This is a genomic window from Azospirillum humicireducens (assembly GCF_001639105.2).
Classification (GTDB): domain Bacteria; phylum Pseudomonadota; class Alphaproteobacteria; order Azospirillales; family Azospirillaceae; genus Azospirillum; species Azospirillum humicireducens.
This window is the reverse complement of sequence record NZ_CP015285.1, coordinates 326,991-343,499: the sequence shown is the minus strand read 5'-3', so window position 1 is coordinate 343,499 and position 16,509 is coordinate 326,991. Positions and strand designations below refer to the sequence as shown.

Genomic DNA, 16,509 nt, shown 5'->3' with positions numbered 1-16,509 from the left:
TCGAAACTTTCTCTTCTCAAGTCAAACAGGTATCAGGTGATTTCTAGAGGCGGTCGGGTCAGCCGAAAGGCCCCTTGCCGCCAAAGCCGCCGAGTCCCTTCGGCAGCAGGTTTCCGAGGCCGCCGCGCAGCATCCCCTTCTTCCCAAGCTTCTGCACCTGCTTCATCATTCCGCGCATGGTCTCGAACTGCTTCAGCAGCTTGTTGACCTCCTGCACCGAGGTGCCGGAACCGGCGGCGATGCGCTTGCGGCGCGATGCCTTGATGATGTCGGGGTTCTTACGTTCCGCCTTGGTCATCGAGGAGATGATCGCCTCCTGGCGCTTGATCATCCCGTCGTCGACGTTGGCGTCCTTCAGCTGGTCCTTGATCTTGCCGATGCCCGGCAGCATTCCCATCAGGCCGGACATGCCGCCCATCTTGCGGAGCTGCTTCAGCTGCATCGCCATGTCGTCGAGGTCGAAGCCCTGGCCCTTCTCCATCTTGCGGGCGAGCTTTTCGGCCTCGTCCTTGTCGATGGTCTCGACGGCCTTCTCCACCAGCGACACCACGTCGCCCATGCCGAGGATACGGCCGGCGATGCGGTCGGGGTGGAAGGGCTCCAGCGCGTCGATCTTCTCGCCGACGCCCAGCAGCTTGATCGGCTTGCCGGTGATCTGGCGCATCGACAGGGCGGCACCGCCACGGGCGTCGCCGTCGATGCGGGTCAGCACGATGCCGGTGATGCCGACCTTGTCGTTGAAATTGGTGGCGACGGTGACGGCGTCCTGGCCGGTCATCGCGTCAGCGACCAGCAGGGTTTCCGCCGGCCTGGTCGCGTCGCGGACGGCCGCGACCTCCGCCATCAGCTCCTCGTCGATGGCGAGGCGGCCGGCGGTGTCGAGCATGACGACATCATAGCCTTCGAGACGGCCGGTCTCGATGGCGCGCCTGGCGATGGCGACCGGATCCTGGCCCGGCACGATCGGCAGCGTGGCGACGCCGGTCTGCTCGCCCAAAACCTTCAGCTGTTCCTGGGCGGCCGGACGGCGGACGTCCAGCGAGGCCATCAGGACCTTCTTGCGGTCCTTCGTCTTCAGGCGCAGCGCGATCTTGGCGGTGCTGGTGGTCTTGCCCGAGCCCTGCAGGCCGACCATCAGGATCGGCACCGGGGCGGCGGCGTTCAGGTTGATCTCGGAGCCTTCGCCCAGCATCTCCACGAGGTTGTCGTGGACGATCTTGATGACCTGCTGGCCGGGAGTGACCGACTTCAGCACCTCCTGCCCGACGGCGCGTTCCTTCACCTGGGTGACGAACTGCTTGACGACGGGCAGAGCGACGTCAGCCTCCAGCAACGCCACGCGAACCTCGCGCAGCGCGGCGGAGACGTCCTCCTCGGTCAGCGCGCCGCGGCGGCGCAGCTTGTCGAAGATGTCGCCCAGGCGTCCGGTCAGGCCTTCGAACATGCGATACTCGTTCCCCAGTTCCGGGTCCAGCGTCAGAACCGCCACCCGCACAAGCACGAAAGCGCCAGTGCGCGAACCTCGCGGACTGGCGGAGATACCCGGCATGGGGCCGGGGTACCCGGTCTATCGGCTTTGCGGAAGACAGGTCGGCAGACCATAGAGAAGCCGGCGGACCGAGTCAATCACTAGAAGCGCCCCAGCGCCTTCAGCCGAAGGTCATTCTTGCTGTCTCCTGGTTATCCGTCCGACGCTTGTCACAAATCTCCGCACCTTAACGAAATTTTGGCGACTCTTTCTGATTATGGCTAACCAAATAGAGAAGGTATCCCGGCGATGTCGTCCGCCCAGGGCTTCGGTTCCAACAGCCCGCGAACCAAGCTGACCCAGAGCCAGCTCAACGCGATCCTGTTGCGGCACCAGGCTTTCCGAAAGAGCCAGCCGGGCGGCGTGCGCGCCAACTTGAAGATGCGCGACCTGTCGCATCTCGACCTCTCGGGCATCGACCTGTCGGATGCCGACCTCTCGGGCGCCAAGCTGTTCAGCGCAAGGCTGACCGGCGCCAATCTTGTCAATGCCAATCTCTATGCCGCGGACCTGCGGCTGGCCAACCTGGAGAAGGCCGACCTGCGCCGGGCCGACCTGCGCGGCGCCTGCCTGCGCGGTGCGGTGCTGAGCGAGGCCACGCTGGTCGAGGTCGATCTGCGCGACGGCACCCTGCTGCATTACGATTCCAGCGGCGAAATGTTCTCCCACCAGTATGAGGACAGCGTCCTGACGTCGGAACTGACGGCGGCGACCATCCGCGGCGCCGACCTGTCGCGGGCCAAGGTCGCCAACGCCTTCGTCATGCAGACCGACATGACCGACGCCATTCTGCGCGGCACGAAGTTCATGCGCGCCAACCTGACCGGCTCAAACCTGACCGGCTGCGACCTGACCGATGCCGACCTGACGGAGGCCAACCTCTCGGGGGCCCGGCTGTCGGGAGCGGTGATGACCGGTTGCGCCATCAACCGCACCAATTTCAGCGGCGCCACGCTGATCGGCGCCATTCTGGACGCGGCTCAGCTGCGCTCCCCCAACATCCAGGCGGCGGTTCTGGCGAAGACGCTGGAGAATCCCGACGACGACCTGCGCGACATTCTGGTGGAGCATCTGTCCTGGATCGACAGTGGCGGCAAGGCCGGCAAGCGCGCCGACCTCTCTGCTCTCGACCTGTCGGGCCGGAAGCTGGACGGCATCAACCTGTCCGCGGCAATCCTGCAATGCATCGCCTTGCGCGGCGCCTCGCTGACCGGTGCGGCGATGGCGATCGCCGACCTGTCGCTGGCCGACATGCGCAAGGCCGACCTGTCGAACGCCGACCTGCGCGGCGTGAATTTCGAGCGGGCCACCCTGACCGGCGCCAACCTGACCGGCGTCCAGCTCGGCCCCGTCCATATCCAGACCATGAGCGGCCACATCTGGCGCGCCAATCTTCAGCGGGCCCGGCTGGGCATGGCGCTGCTGTGCAGGGCCGACCTGCGCAAGGCCAATCTCGCCGGAGCCAACCTGGCTGGGGCCGACCTCACCGGGGCCGATCTGAGCGAAGCCGACCTGACCGGGGCCGACCTCACCGGTGCGGTCCTGGACGGCGCCACGCTGGACCAGGCGATCGTCGAGGAGGCGATCGGGCTGGAAGGCTGAGGTCAGCTCAGGCCGAAGGCCCGCCGCGCTTCGCCATCCAGTCACCGGAACCGTAGACGCTGCGGACATGGTGGACCAGCAGGTTGCGGGCATCGATCAACTGGCCCATCCGCTCGCGGCAGGCGACGATCCCGGTGTCCGGGTGGTAGACCGGGGCCAGCTCGCGGAAGCGGCGCCGGACCTGATCCTCATCGAAACACCATTCGTTGACGAAGCCGAACAGCTGGGCAGCATCGCGCACCTCGGTGATGCGGCCGTCCAGCGGCTGGAAGGACAGGCGCTGCAGCGCATGGGCCAGAGTCTTGTTGCGGTAGCCCAGCGTCTCGACCGCCGCTTCAAGCCGGCGGACATCCGCTCCCGGCAGGATGCGGGCGCCCGGATCGGCCAGCGCCAGCGCCGCGGCCAGCGCCTTGCGGATCGCAGCGTCGGAAGCGTCGCTTGCTCCCACGTCGAGAACCGCTTCCCCATCGGAGTCGCGTAGGCCGGGATCGGTGGCCCCTTCCGGTGCCAGCAGCAGAGCGGCAGCCAGCAGCAGCGGCACTCCGACCCCGCGCGCGGCGGCAAGCTCGAGAACCGCGGCACGGAAACGGGCGCCGCAGGGTATGGTCCGGCTGGGGGGCGGCAAGGAACTGGTCTCTTCCGGTGCGGTCATCGTCGGCGCCAACACTTGGTGGAAGCGGGCGCGAGTCTACGCAACAGCTGGGGCTCCCGCAATCACGCGTATGGACGCGGCGGAACGTCGTATCCCTTTTCCGCCTCAGCGGAGCGTCGTGGCACCCGGTTTGGCCGGCAACCGGTCGAGCAGATCGTCGATGTAGGCGGTCTCGTCCTTGCCGGACATGGCGGCGAAGCCCTTCAGCATCTGGCTGCCAAAGGTGAAGACGCTGGCGAGGTCGATGCGCCACGCCCCGCCTTCGCGCACGAAATCGGCGGGGACCAGCGCCGGCCGGTTGTCGACCATCAGCAGGCCCGAGGCCCGGTCGCCCTTCACCCGCACCGGCCCCAGCGAACTGCGGGAGATGACGTTGGGGCCGAGCCAGCCGGCCTTCAGCGCATGGTTGGCGATGTCGCCGACCGACATGCGGCGCAGGTCCGACGGGCCGAGATAGCGGCGCAGCCCCATGGCGGCGAAACGCTCCGCCGGCTCCAGCCTCTGCAGCGGCGCGTCACCCGGCTGGCGAGCGGCGTCGCGCACCGACTCCAGCCTCTTGACCGAATTGCGGGTGAGCAGCGGGATCACCGCCGATCCGCGCTGTTCTGTCAAAGCGGTCCGGGCGGCATCGAAGGTCGCGGCGACCGCCCGCTCCTCCGGCGTCTCGCGCGGCGGGGCGGCGAAGCTGGTGGCTGCGGCGATCAGGATGACGAAGAAGGCGAGGAAAGCGACACGCATACCAGGAAGAACCGGATAGGGAATGGAACGTCACGCCTTCGCCTCGACACCGAAGAATTCGAGCTGCCAGCGCATCTCTTCATCGGTCATCGGATAGTGCGTGCCGTCGCGAGCATTAAGCGCCGTTTTTGGCGGAATCTGGGCAAGCCGCAACTGGACCTGCCTGGCGAAGCGCATGGTCAGCCCGGCACGCCACACCAGGGCCGTGACGGCGCGCGGCGCATGGGTGGCGACGATGCGGTCGACCACCGCCAACTCGATCTGCGACAGCTCCGCCAGCGCCGCCATGACGAAGGCGCGGTCGCCCTCCACCATCGATCCTTCGATCAGCCTCTCGGTCAGCTTGCCTTCCTTGTTCAGGCGTGCCGCCTTGTCGCTGGGGCGTTCCACCGGCTTTTCCGGTCCGGCGGCAGCGGCAGTACCGCCGACAGCCTCCTCGCCGAAATCGACCGGGCCGAGCGGCAGGCCCGGCGCGGCACCGGCCGCGGCCTGACCAACCCGCTGGCGCACGGCCTCCACCAGACCGCGCGTCGCGGCGGGGTCGAGGTCGTCGCGGTCCTGCAAGACCTTCAGCAAATTGTCGGCGACGAAGCTGGCGAGCCGCGCCACCGCGCGCGCCGGCAGCCGCGGACGGCGGACCAGCGGTGAATGCCAGGGCTCGTGCTGGGGCGCCTGATCGAGGATGCGGTCGAGCGTCTCCTCGCGGATCTGGGCCGACGGGTTGCCGAGCAGCGCCGTCACCGCCGCCTCGTCGTCCGACCGCGCGATGGCGTCGGCGACCGACGCCGTGACGTTCTGCCGGCTGGCGATGGCGGTCATCGCGCCCCGCACCGGCCCCTTCATGATGATGTCGGTCAGATCCTCTTCGGTGAGGATCGGCGAATGCTGCAGCACCGGCCCGCAGACCGACAGCTCGACGTCGCGGGCCAGTCGGTTGATCACGCCGTGCGGGGCGTTGGGCAGGTCCTTCAGCGCTTCGGCCAGGATGCCGCGCACCTCCGTCGCCTGGTCTCGGGCCAGAGTTTCCAGGCATTCCACCGTCAGCCGCTCGATCTGGATCGCCTGATCGGCCGACAATTCGGGCAAAAGGCGGGCGATCTTCCGCGCCACCGCCTGCCGCACCATGACCTCACGGTCCTTGGCCAGCAGCAGATCGGCCTGACGCGGGGTGCCGGCATTGGTGGCGATGGCGCGCCGCACCTCAGCCGCTGCGTCTGCGGCAAGGAAATACAACAGCTCCGGCCGGGTCTTGGGATGTTCGGCGACCTTCCGGCGGACGGCCGGATCCTCGCTTTGCACCATCCGCTTGGCGGATTCGTAATCGGCGGGGTCGAGCGCTTCGGAGCGCTGGGTGGCAGGCGGGGTCACGGTGCGGGCTCCGCGGCGGAAACGTCGGAAGAAGACATCTCGGGGACCGCCTGATAGGCGGGGGCCAGGGCGTAATGGCCCTTGCCGCTCTTCTTGGCATCGTACATGGCGGCATCGGCGCGGTCGGTCAACTCCCGCACACTCTCGCCGCGGCCGGGAGTGTGGACGGCGATGCCGATCGACAGGCCCAGCGGCTTCTCCGGACTGGCCGACAGGTGGGCAAGCTCGCGCATGCCCTTCAACAGCCGTTCGGCGACGATGCGGGCCTTCGCCTCGTCGGTGCGGCCCAGCCACAGGACGAACTCGTCGCCGCCCAGCCGGCCCGGCAGGTCGCCAGGGCGTACTCCGGTGGTCAGCAGCGTGCCGATGGCCTTCAGCACCGTATCTCCCTGCTGGTGTCCGTGCAGATCGTTGACCGCCTTGAAGTTGTCGAGGTCGACGTAAAGCAGGGCCGACGGACCGCTGTCGGGCCGCGAGATCGACTCCTCCAGCCGTTCGAAGAAGGTGCGGCGATTGAACAGGCCGGTCAGCCCGTCGCGTTCCGACAGGCGCCGCAGCCGCTCCTGATAGGCGAGATGGGCATGCGCGATGCCGATATGGTCGGCCACGCCCGACATCAGCTGCCGGTCGTCGTCGTCCCAGGGCTCCGAATCGCCGGCGCGCCAGACCAGCAACGCGCCGTTCACCGCCTGCCGGTATTCCGTCCGCTCCCCGATCAGTTGGATATCGCCCAAACGGTCGGCCACCAGCCCCTCGCCATTGGCGATGCGGTCGAGCAGCGCCGCGCCGACATCCGGCAACTCCGCCCCGAATTCCGCGACCAGCGACAGGGCGACGCGGCCGCCACCCTGGCCGCCCCCCCCGGTCCCCTCTTCGGCCCGGTAGATGCGGCAGCCATCGGCGCTGAGCGCGCGCGCCGTCTCGGTTGCGGCAACGGCCAGCGCTTCCGCGGCATCCAGACGGTCGCGCAGGGTATGGACGATGTGGCCCAGCAATCTCTCACGGTTCCGGATGCGCGCCAGTTCGTTGGAGCGCAGCACCTGCTCCGTCACGTCACGGCAGACACCGCGGGCGCCGATCCAGTCGCCCTGCTGCCCGAACAGCGGCAGGGCTGACGCGACGACGCAGGCCGGTGTCCCGTCGGCGCCCTTCAGCCAAAGCTCCGTCTGGTCGACCGGGCGGCGGCTGTCGAAAGGCATCGGCAGGTCTTCCGCCTCCTCCAGCGCGAGGCTGCGCGGATCGCGGCCGATCAGCGCGTCGGCCGGATATCCCAACGCGCCCTTGTGGCTGACGAAGACGAAGGTGCCGTCAGGGCCGGTCTCCCATGCGAAGTCTGAGGAAACCTCGACCAGATCCTTGTAGCGGCGGCGCGACTCGGTCAGCGTGTGGCGCAGCTGCCGTTCCAGCGTGTCGTCGCGCCCCAGAAGCAGGAAGCCGCCGTCCGGCAGCGGCACGCCGGCCCATTCGACGATCATGATTCCGCGCAACGATTCCACCGGCACCGAGCGCAGGCCCGGCGCCACGCTCGACGCCGAGAGCCAGCTGCGGAGATCGGGCAGCCAGCGCGGATCGCTGTCCATCATGTCCTCCGCCTCGGCATTGGCTTCGGCAATGGCCAGCGCCGGGTCCAGCCGCAGAGCCGGGCCGGGATACAGCGCGACCAGCGTCACGGGGCTGGTCTGGCCACCGGTGGCGGCGGAGGGAGAGGCGGAGGTACCGGTGGTCAGAAGGAGGTCCACGGCGATCCCAGATGGGCAATCCACGAAGCGGGCGGGGCAAAAAACCTTAGGCAGCAAACCGTTGCATACTCTCTGTCATGCTACCTCCTTAGAGGTTAATCTTCAATCAACCAACGGGGCGGAGGACTCCCCATTGCCTCGCCCGGCAAAAGGTACCAGCGACGGGCTGCGACCTTGTGAAGCGGCTTGCGGCCGGGCGGCGTCGGCCCCATTCTTCTGGAATGACCGCCCCGACCTTTTCCGCCGCACCGGCGCCCGCCACCGCCACCGCCACCGCCACCGAGCTTCCGACCGCTCTGCGGGACCGCGCGGTGTGGATCTTCGATCTCGACAACACGCTCTACCCGGCGTCCTGCAACCTGTTCGCCCAGGTCGACCGCCGCATCAACGAGTTCATCGCCGCGCATTTCAACATCGGCATGGACGAGGCCAGGGTGCGGCAGAAGCAGTTCTTCCGCGATTACGGCACAACGCTGCGCGGCCTGATGAGCGAGCACGACGTCGATCCGGTAGCCTACATGGACTATGTCCACGACATCGACGTCACCGGCGTCCAGCCCTCCGCCCAGCTCGCCGACGCGCTCGACCGGCTTCCCGGCCGCAAGATCATCTACACCAACGGCTCGGTCCGCCATGCGGAGAATGTCGCCGGCCGCCTGGGAATCATCGACCGGTTCGAGGCGGTGTTCGACATCACCGCGGCCGGCTATGTGCCCAAACCCGACCCCCGCCCCTACGCCAGCCTGGTCGAGCGCCATGGCGTCAACCCCGCCGACGCCTGCATGGTGGAGGACATCGCCCGCAACCTCGCCCCCGCGCATGCGCTGGGCATGACCACGGTCTGGGTCCGCGGCGAGCAGGAGTACGAGAAGGCCGGCGTCGGCGCCGGGGTCCACATCGACCACACCGTGGATGATCTGCCGTCCTGGCTGGCCGCCGTTGCGGGACTGTAGGGCTTTGTCGCAAACCGGCCATTGTCGGCCGCGGGTGTGGTTGACAGCGGGCGCGATGCCGCTTCATGGTGCCGTCCCTTGGACAATCGACAGCAGAACGACCGCGCCATGAGCCACGCCAGCCTGCAAGCCACCATCGACGCCGCTTGGGAAAGCCGCGCCGATCTCACCACCGCCACCACCGGTCCCGTCCGCGACGCCGTGAATGCGGCGCTGGACGCGCTGGATGCCGGCGACCTGCGCGTCGCGGAGAAGACCGCGGACGGCTGGACGGTCAACCAGTGGCTGAAGAAGGCCGTGCTGCTGTCCTTCCGCCTGAACGCCAACGAGATGATCCCCGGCGGCCCCGGCGGCTCCTCCTGGTACGACAAGGTGCCGCCGAAGTTCGAGAACTGGACCGAAGGCCAGTTCCAGAACGCCGGCTTCCGCGCCCTTCCCGGCGCCATCGCCCGCAAGTCGTCCTATGTCGCTCCCGGCGTCATCCTGATGCCGAGCTTCGTCAATGTCGGCGCCTATGTCGACAGCGGCACCATGGTCGACACCTGGGTCACCGTCGGGTCCTGCGCCCAGATCGGCAAGAACGTCCACCTGTCGGGCGGCGTCGGCATCGGCGGCGTGCTGGAGCCGCTGCAGGCCGATCCGGTCATCATCGAGGACAACTGCTTCATCGGCGCCCGTTCGGAGATCGTCGAGGGCGTGATCGTCGAGGAAGGCGCCGTCATCTCCATGGGCTGCTACATCGGCGCCTCGACCAAGATCATCGACCGCCACACCGGCGAGGTCTTCATGGGCCGCGTCCCGGCCTATTCGGTCGTCGTCCCCGGCTCGCTGCCCGGCAAGCCGCTGCCCGACGGCACGCCCGGCCCGAGCCTGTACTGCTGCGTCATCATCAAGCGCGTCGACGAGAAGACCCGCTCGAAGACCGCGATCAACGACCTGCTGCGGGATTGATCCATTGCGCTCCCCGATACAGTCATCGGGGAGCGCTTACTGCCGCACAACAGTCAATTTGCCGGACAATCGTATTCAGGTTACGGCATAGCGCCGAACGAGGCGGAAATGGACATATTCAAGCTGTCTTTCGTCACCGCAGTTTTGAAGATCCTGGCATTTATAAGTGTGACAATTGGATTTTTCGCTGCATTCGCCATGCTGGCGACCGGCAACCTTCTTCTCGTGGCCACAACTTTTTTCGGCGCCCTGGTTTCCGCCGCCTTCATCATGGCTGTCGTTCATGTCCTGCAGATCCTGCACCGGATCGAACGCACGAACGCAGCGATGGAGGCACATCTGGCGATCCTGGCAATCCACAGGACGAAGCCGGAAAGTTCAAGCGCCCGTACCGGCAGCGAACTGACCGCATCCCGTCCAGTCTGAAAACAGGCATTCCATGACCATCGACCCAGTCGCCCTCGCCCAGGATCTGATCCGCTGCCCCAGCGTCACGCCGCGCGACGACGGCGCGCTGGGCGTGCTGGAGGCGGCGCTGACGCCGATGGGCTTCACCTGCCACCGCCTGCGCTTCCAGCAGGACGGGACGGAGCCGGTGGAGAACCTCTATGCCCGGCTCGGCAGCGAGGGTCCCAACTTCTGCTTCGCCGGCCACACCGATGTGGTGCCGCCGGGCGACAAGGGCTGGACGGTCGATCCCTTCGCCGGCGAGGTGATGGGCGGCCGCCTGTTCGGCCGCGGTGCGGTGGACATGAAGGGCGCCATCGCCGCCTTCGTCGCCGCCGTGTCGCGGCGCTTGCAGGACGGCCCGCCCGCCGGTTCGATCAGCCTGCTGATCACCGGTGACGAGGAAGGGGTGGCGATCAACGGCACCCGCAAGGTCCTGGATTGGCTGGCCGAACGCGGCGAGCGCATCGACGCCTGCGTGGTGGGGGAACCGACCAACCCCAAGGCGCTGGGCGACATGATCAAGATCGGCCGGCGCGGCAGCCTGACCGGATTCCTGACCGTGTTCGGCGCGCAAGGCCACGTCGCCTACCCGCATCTGGCCGACAACCCGCTGCCGCGGCTGGTCCGCATGCTGGCCGCCATCACCGAGCACCCGATGGACGAGGGCACGGCGCATTTCCAGCCATCCACCCTGGCGCTGACCACCATCGACGTCGACAACACAGCCACCAACGTCATTCCGGCCCAGGGCAAGGCGACCTTCAACATCCGCTTCAACGACGCCCACACCCCGGCCGGCATCGAGGCGTGGCTGCGCCGCAGCTTCGATGCCGTCGGCGGCGCCTATGAGCTGGAGGTCTACTGCTCCGGCGACAGCTTCGTCACCCCGCCCGGTCCGTTGACCGAACTGGTGGCCGAGGCGGTGGAGGGGGTGACCGGGCGCCGTCCGGAATACTCGACCACCGGAGGCACGTCGGACGCCCGCTTCATCAAGAATGTCTGCCCGGTGGTGGAGTTCGGGCTGGTCGGCCAGACCATGCACAAGGTGGATGAATATTGTTCGGTGGAGGATCTGCGCAAGCTGACCGCCATCTACGAGTCGATCCTGAAGGGCGTGTTCACGCGCCTTGCCGGGTGAGAGGTCTGACCGGGACACCACGATGCCGCTGACCACCCCCGCCATCCTGTCCGCCCTGACCGGCGCCTGGCGGCTGGCCCGTTTCGACCGGACCGGAATGGAGTTCTTCGACCGCACGCCCGATGGGGCGCTGAACTCCTTCTACGCCGCCGTGGTGGTGCTGCCTGCCTATGCCCTGCTGCTGGCGATCCGCCTGTGGGACCAGCTGGACGGCACGCCGGTCCTGCAACTGGTGACGGTGGAGGGCATCGCCTACATCGTCAGCTGGACCGCCTTCCCGCTCGCCCTGTTCCGCATCGCGTCGCTGTTGGGCAAGGAGCAGCTCTATCCCGGAGCACTGACCGCCTACAACTGGTCGGCGGTGGTGCAGATGGCGATCTACCTGCCGGCCATCGTTCTGTCGGCCAGCGGCCTGCTGCCGTCGGGAGTATCCGAAGCCCTTGTCTTCGGCGTGCTGATGGCGATGCTGACCTATCAATGGTTCGTCCTGCGCACCGCCCTGTCACTTTCGGGGCTGGCCGCCGCGGCGCTGGTGATGCTGGACCTGTTCCTGTCGGCGGCGATCAGCGATCTGGCGGACGGGATGCTGTGAGGGAGTTCAGCATCGGTCGCCCCCTCCCCATCCCTCCCCCGCTTCGCGGGAGAGGGGGCAGGACGCTTGTCGGCGTGACGTAAATGCAAGAGCGGCGGCAGTCCCCTCTCCCGCGGAACGCGGGGGAGGGTTAGGGAGGGGGCGACAGGCCCCCACGCCCCTCACTTACCCCTGCGTGGCAACGCCCGCGTCGGCAAAGGTCGCCATGCCGGCGTGGCAGGCGACAGCCGACTTCACGATGTTGATCGCCAGCGCCGCACCCGAGCCCTCGCCCAGCCGCATGCCGAGATCCAGCAGCGGCTCCTTGCCAATGGCCTGCATCAGGCGGGTGTGGCCCGGCTCGACCGAACGGTGGGCGACCATGCAGTGGTCGAGCGCGCGGCGGTCGGCCTTGTACAGCACGGCGGCGGCGGCGGTGCAGGCGAAGCCGTCGAGCAGAACCGGCACGCGGGCGACGCGGGCGGCCAGGATGGCGCCGGCGATGGCGGCGAACTCGTAGCCGCCGAGGCAGCGCAGCGCCTCGAACGGGTCGTCCTTGGCCTGCGGGTTGGCGGCGACGCCGGCCTCCACCGCGGCGATCTTGCGGGCGAGCCCGGCGTCGTCGATGCCGGTGCCGCGGCCGGTCCAGTCGGCCGCCTCGCCGCCGAACAGGGCGAGGCACATCGCCGCCGCCGAGGTCGAGTTGGCGATGCCCATCTCGCCCAGCGCCAGCAGCTGGACGCCCATCTCCACCGCCATCATGCCGTAGGCCATGGTGCGGCAGCATTCCTCCTCACCCATGGCCGGACCCTGGGTGAAGTCGGCGGTCGGGTTCTCCAGGTCCAGTTCGTAGACGCGCAGGTCGGCGTCGGCCACCTCGCAGAGCTGGTTGACCGCGGCACCACCGTTCTGGAAGTTGGCGACCATCTGCACCGTCACCTCGGCCGGGAAGGCCGAGACGCCGCGGGCGGCCACGCCATGGTTGCCGGCGAAGACGGCGACGCGCGGGCGGCGGACCTCGGCCGGGTGCTCGCCCTGCCAGGTCGCCATCCACTGCGCGATCTCCTCCAGCCGGCCGAGCGAGCCCGCCGGCTTGGTCAGCTGCCGTTCGCGCTGGAGGGCCGCGGTGCCGGCCTCCAGGTCGGGGCCGGGCAGGTTGCGCACGAGCGCGCGGATTTCCTCGAAGGTGACGGCGGGCTGCTGGTTGCTCATGATCGGTCCTGAGGGGTGAGCGCCAAAAAACGGCGCGACCTTGCACCCATCCGGCCCTCAAGTCAAAGCGCCAGCGTAGGGCATTTTGCCCCTCTCCGCCTCATGGCGCCCCGCTCGGGCCGCCCCGCTCAAGCAGCCTTCGTCACGGCATCCTTGCCGGCGGCGCCCGCGGTTGCGGAGGCGACCGGGGTCGCCGATTCGGAGCCGACGATCCGGCCCAGCCCCAGCCCGAAGCCCATGGCGACGCCGTTGCCCGCCGTCTGCTCGGTCCGCACCGGCTCCTCGCGCATGCGGCGGTTCTCCTTGTCGCGCAGGCGGGCCGGACGGCCGCTGATGCTGTCGACCTCGTCCGGCGTCTCCAGAGCGTTCAGCGCCAGCACCTGATAGATCGACAGCGGCGTGCCGTTCAGCGCCTTGGCCGGAGCCATCGGCACCTGGGTGGTGAAGCCGTCCGGCATGTCCTGCTTGCGCACGGCGTCGGTCGCCGCCTGGGCCGGGGCGAAGCTGGCGAGCGGGTTCTCCGAGAACTTGCCGGCGAAGCGGTCGTAGATCTCCTTCAGCGACTTCGCCTTGCCGGTGGCCTTGTCGTAGAAGACGTTCTTGTTGGCCGCCGCCGCCTCGGGGAAGACGTCGCGGGCGGTGCGGCCGGGATTCTCCTGCATCGCGTTCAGGAACTTCGACGCGCCGCCGGCCCCCAGGAAATGGGCCATGTACAGCTCGGTCGAGCCGATCTTGCCGCCAACCGTCTCCTCCAGATACTCCTTGTTGCCGCGGGTGTATTCCGCCGCCATCAGGGCCGAGGCGGTCGGATCCTTGCGCAGCTCCAGGATCTCCTTCTTCATCTCCGGATCGGCGACATAGGGGCGGCCGTCGCTGCGGGTCTGGATGGCGTTGGCGTATTTGCCATAGCCGTGGTCGGCGCCATGCTCCTTCATCGTCTGCAGCCATGTGCTGTCGATGAACTGGTAGAGCCCGGTCGCCGACGAGGAGGAGGACTTTATGTCCGTGCGATAGCCGCTCTCCACGGCAGCTTTTTCCATGAGGTAGGAAAAATCGACCCCCGTCCTGGCGCTGGCATTGCGGACGGCGGCCTCCACATTGGCCGGACCGCGGGCGGCGCGGGCCTGCTGGGCGGCGGTGTCGCTGGGATTGCCGAGGGCGGAAGCGTAGGTCATGGGTCGATCCCCGTGTGAAGGCCCCGGTGGGAGGCGGACACTCCTATGCAGACGCCATGCCAATCGGCTGGAGGCTTGATGCGGCCCTGCGGCGGGCCTAGCCTTGCCAAGACGCGGCATCCCGCCCTCTCGCCAAGCGCCATCCGATGCTGTATGTTAACGTATAGGTAAACCAAACAATCCTTCCCCTATAAATCTGCCTTGGGAGAACCGCCCCGCCATGACCTACACCGCTCCGGTCGACGATCTGCGCTTCGTCCTGAACGAGGTGGTGGGCCTCGACGCCATCGCCGCCCTGCCCCAGTGCGACAGCGCCGCCCCCGATCTGGTCGACGCCATCCTGGAGGAAGCCGGCAAATTCGCCTCCGGCGTGCTCGCCCCGCTGAACCGGGTGGGCGACAAGGAAGGGGCCAAGCTGGAGAACGGCGTCGTCCGCACCGCCACCGGCTGGAAGGAGGCCTATGGCCAGTTCACCGAAGCCGGCTGGAACAGCCTGCCCTTCGAGCCGGAGTATGGCGGGCAGGGTCTGCCCTGGACCGTCGCCTTCGCGGTCAACGAGATGTGGCAGGCCGCCAACCTGTCCTTCGGCCTGTGCCCGCTGCTGACCCAGGGCGCGGTGGATCTGCTGACCGAGCATGCGAGTGCCGAGCAGAAGGCGGTCTACCTGTCGAAGATGATCTCCGGCGAATGGACCGGGACGATGAACCTGACCGAACCGCAGGCGGGCAGCGACCTCGCCGCGGTGCGGACCAGGGCGGTGCGGGCGGAGGACGGCAGCTATCGCATCACCGGCCAGAAGATCTTCATCACCTATGGCGAGCATGACCTGACGGAGAACATCGTCCATCTGGTGCTGGCCCGCCTGCCCGACGCCCCGGCCGGCATCAAGGGCATCAGCCTGTTCATCGTGCCGAAATTCCTGCCCAACGCCGACGGCACGCCGGGCCAGCGCAACGACCTGCGCTGCGCCAGCCTGGAGCACAAGCTGGGCATCATGGCGAGCCCGACCGCCGTCATGGCCTATGGCGACGACGAGGGCGCCATCGGCTACCTCGTCGGCGAGGAGAACCGCGGCATCGAATACATGTTCACCATGATGAACAACGCCCGGCTCGGTGTCGGCATCCAGGGCGTGGCGATCGCCGAGCGCGCCTACCAGCAGGCCCGCGACTATGCCAAGAGCCGGGTGCAGAGCAAGGATCTGGCCGATCCCAAGGGCTCCGGCGTCGCCATCATCAAGCATCCGGACGTGCGCCGCATGCTGCTGGACATGCGTGCCAAGACCGAAGCCGCCCGCGCCCTGGCGCTCTATGCCGGCACGCAGCTGGACATCTCCCGCCACCACAAGGATGCGGGCGTCCGCGCCGCGGCCACGGCGCGGGTCGATGTGCTGACCCCCATCGTCAAGGCGTGGTCGACCGACATCGGCTGCGAGGTGGCGTCCACCGGCGTGCAGATCCATGGCGGCATGGGCTTCATCGAGGAGACGGGGGCCGCCCAGCATTACCGCGACGCCCGCATCACCCCGATCTACGAGGGCACCAACGGCATCCACGGCAACGACCTGACCTTCCGCAAGACCGGCCGCGACAAGGGTGCGGCGGCGAGAGCCTTCGTCGCCGACATGCGGGCGACGGTGGAGGAGCTGGGCTCCGCCCCCGGCGACGATCTGGCGGTGATCCGCGCCGAGCTGTCGGCCGGGCTGGACGCGCTGGACAAGGCCATCGACTGGATGGTCGCCACCCAGGCGGAGGGCGACCTGCAGGGGGCCGCGGCCGGTGCGGTGGCGTATCTGAAGCTGTGGGGCACGGTTGCCGGCGGCTGGATGCTCGCCCGCTCGGCGATGAAGGCGATGGAGGGGCTGCGCCAGCCGGGCGCCAACGCGTCCTTCCTGGAGACCAAGCTGATCGTCGCGCGCTTCTACGCCGAGCAGGTTCTGGCGACCGCCCCCGCGCTGCTGCCGACCATCGCCAGCGCCCGCAACACGGTGATGGCGCTGAGCGAGGACCAGTTCTGAGGTTTGCACCCCTGTTTCGCGGGGGTGGATGGGACGTTTGAAACACCGTGAAACGGTTTTCCGGACCCTGTTCAACTGTTCAACGCCGCCCGCGCGATGGCGGCGTGGGACAGTGAACGGGGTGGAAAGCCGGGCAATGGGGGACATGGGGACTCCGCGGAAAAACAGGATGTTAATCCTATATCCAGCAGATGCTTCAGACAACGTTCCGCCGAAAATCGGGCCGGACGGCATTCGCCATCGAGATGGCATCCTGCCAAAGCCAGCGCAGCTTTCCTTCTCCCAGTGGGAGAGGGACTTTCCCCGCGTCGCCCGCCCTCAATCCTTCCGCCGGCTCCCGATTGCCCTGCTTTTTCGGGGAGCTTTGTTATCGCCTATCGAATGAGTATGGTCCTAATGGCCAACTGAACATACT

At 67.8% G+C, this 16,509-nt stretch carries 14 protein-coding genes; 7 read left to right on the top strand and 7 right to left on the bottom strand.

Annotation, left to right across the window (positions count from 1 at the left end; genetic code table 11):
* Window positions 1-58: 58 nt before the first annotated feature.
* Window positions 59-1,444, bottom strand: a complete 1,386-nt coding sequence (gene ffh / locus A6A40_RS01525; protein WP_063636066.1) for a signal recognition particle protein — start codon at window positions 1,442-1,444, stop codon at window positions 59-61.
* Between the two features lie 333 nt (window positions 1,445-1,777).
* Here ffh and A6A40_RS01520 point away from each other — a divergent pair, with 333 nt between their 5' ends.
* The gene (locus tag A6A40_RS01520) at window positions 1,778-3,130 is read left to right on the top strand and encodes a pentapeptide repeat-containing protein (RefSeq protein WP_063633820.1); all 1,353 of its coding nucleotides are present in this window, start codon (window positions 1,778-1,780) and stop codon (window positions 3,128-3,130) included.
* A 7-nt stretch (window positions 3,131-3,137) separates the two neighbouring features.
* Here the strand turns inward: A6A40_RS01520 and A6A40_RS01515 are convergent, their stop codons facing one another.
* The 4 genes from A6A40_RS01515 to A6A40_RS01500 form a co-directional block, all read right to left on the bottom strand.
* A complete protein-coding gene (locus A6A40_RS01515; protein ID WP_063633819.1) occupies window positions 3,138-3,782 on the bottom strand; it encodes a hypothetical protein in 645 nt (214 codons plus the stop codon).
* Between the two features lie 105 nt (window positions 3,783-3,887).
* On the bottom strand, window positions 3,888-4,520 hold the full coding sequence (locus A6A40_RS01510) for a hypothetical protein (protein WP_063633818.1): 633 nt from the start codon (window positions 4,518-4,520) through the stop codon (window positions 3,888-3,890).
* A 30-nt stretch (window positions 4,521-4,550) separates the two neighbouring features.
* A complete protein-coding gene (locus tag A6A40_RS01505) occupies window positions 4,551-5,888 on the bottom strand; it encodes a DUF2336 domain-containing protein (RefSeq protein WP_063633817.1) in 1,338 nt (445 codons plus the stop codon).
* Entirely contained in the window at window positions 5,885-7,627 is a 1,743-nt protein-coding gene (locus A6A40_RS01500) for a sensor domain-containing diguanylate cyclase (RefSeq protein WP_063633816.1), read from the bottom strand. The genes A6A40_RS01505 and A6A40_RS01500 overlap by 4 nt, the downstream gene beginning before the upstream one ends.
* Before the next feature lie 221 nt (window positions 7,628-7,848).
* Here A6A40_RS01500 and A6A40_RS01495 point away from each other — a divergent pair, with 221 nt between their 5' ends.
* The 5 genes from A6A40_RS01495 (at window position 7,849) to A6A40_RS01475 (ending at window position 11,711) form a co-directional block, all read left to right on the top strand.
* A complete protein-coding gene (locus A6A40_RS01495; RefSeq protein WP_063633815.1) occupies window positions 7,849-8,580 on the top strand; it encodes a pyrimidine 5'-nucleotidase in 732 nt (243 codons plus the stop codon).
* Between the two features lie 108 nt (window positions 8,581-8,688).
* Entirely contained in the window at window positions 8,689-9,531 is an 843-nt protein-coding gene (dapD, locus tag A6A40_RS01490; RefSeq protein ID WP_063633814.1) for a 2,3,4,5-tetrahydropyridine-2,6-dicarboxylate N-succinyltransferase, read from the top strand.
* Window positions 9,532-9,639: 108 nt separating this feature from the next.
* Window positions 9,640-9,957, top strand: coding sequence for a hypothetical protein (locus tag A6A40_RS01485; RefSeq protein WP_063633813.1), 318 nt, complete (start codon window positions 9,640-9,642; stop codon window positions 9,955-9,957).
* Between the two features lie 13 nt (window positions 9,958-9,970).
* Window positions 9,971-11,119 (top strand): succinyl-diaminopimelate desuccinylase, encoded by a 1,149-nt coding sequence (gene dapE, locus A6A40_RS01480; RefSeq protein WP_063633812.1) that lies wholly within the window; start codon window positions 9,971-9,973, stop codon window positions 11,117-11,119.
* A gap of 22 nt (window positions 11,120-11,141) precedes the next feature.
* Window positions 11,142-11,711, top strand: coding sequence for a hypothetical protein (locus A6A40_RS01475; protein WP_063633811.1), 570 nt, complete (start codon window positions 11,142-11,144; stop codon window positions 11,709-11,711).
* 165 nt (window positions 11,712-11,876) lie between these two features.
* Here the strand turns inward: A6A40_RS01475 and cobT are convergent, their stop codons facing one another.
* Both cobT and A6A40_RS01465 read right to left on the bottom strand, forming a co-directional pair.
* Window positions 11,877-12,902, bottom strand: a complete 1,026-nt coding sequence (gene cobT / locus A6A40_RS01470; RefSeq protein ID WP_063633810.1) for a nicotinate-nucleotide--dimethylbenzimidazole phosphoribosyltransferase — start codon at window positions 12,900-12,902, stop codon at window positions 11,877-11,879.
* 128 nt (window positions 12,903-13,030) lie between these two features.
* The gene (locus A6A40_RS01465; RefSeq protein WP_063633809.1) at window positions 13,031-14,077 is read right to left on the bottom strand and encodes a lysozyme family protein; all 1,047 of its coding nucleotides are present in this window, start codon (window positions 14,075-14,077) and stop codon (window positions 13,031-13,033) included.
* 220 nt (window positions 14,078-14,297) lie between these two features.
* On the opposite strand from A6A40_RS01465, the gene A6A40_RS01460 reads away from it, so the two are divergent.
* Window positions 14,298-16,094, top strand: a complete 1,797-nt coding sequence (locus tag A6A40_RS01460) for an acyl-CoA dehydrogenase (RefSeq protein ID WP_063633808.1) — start codon at window positions 14,298-14,300, stop codon at window positions 16,092-16,094.
* The last annotated feature ends 415 nt before the right edge of the window (window positions 16,095-16,509 follow it).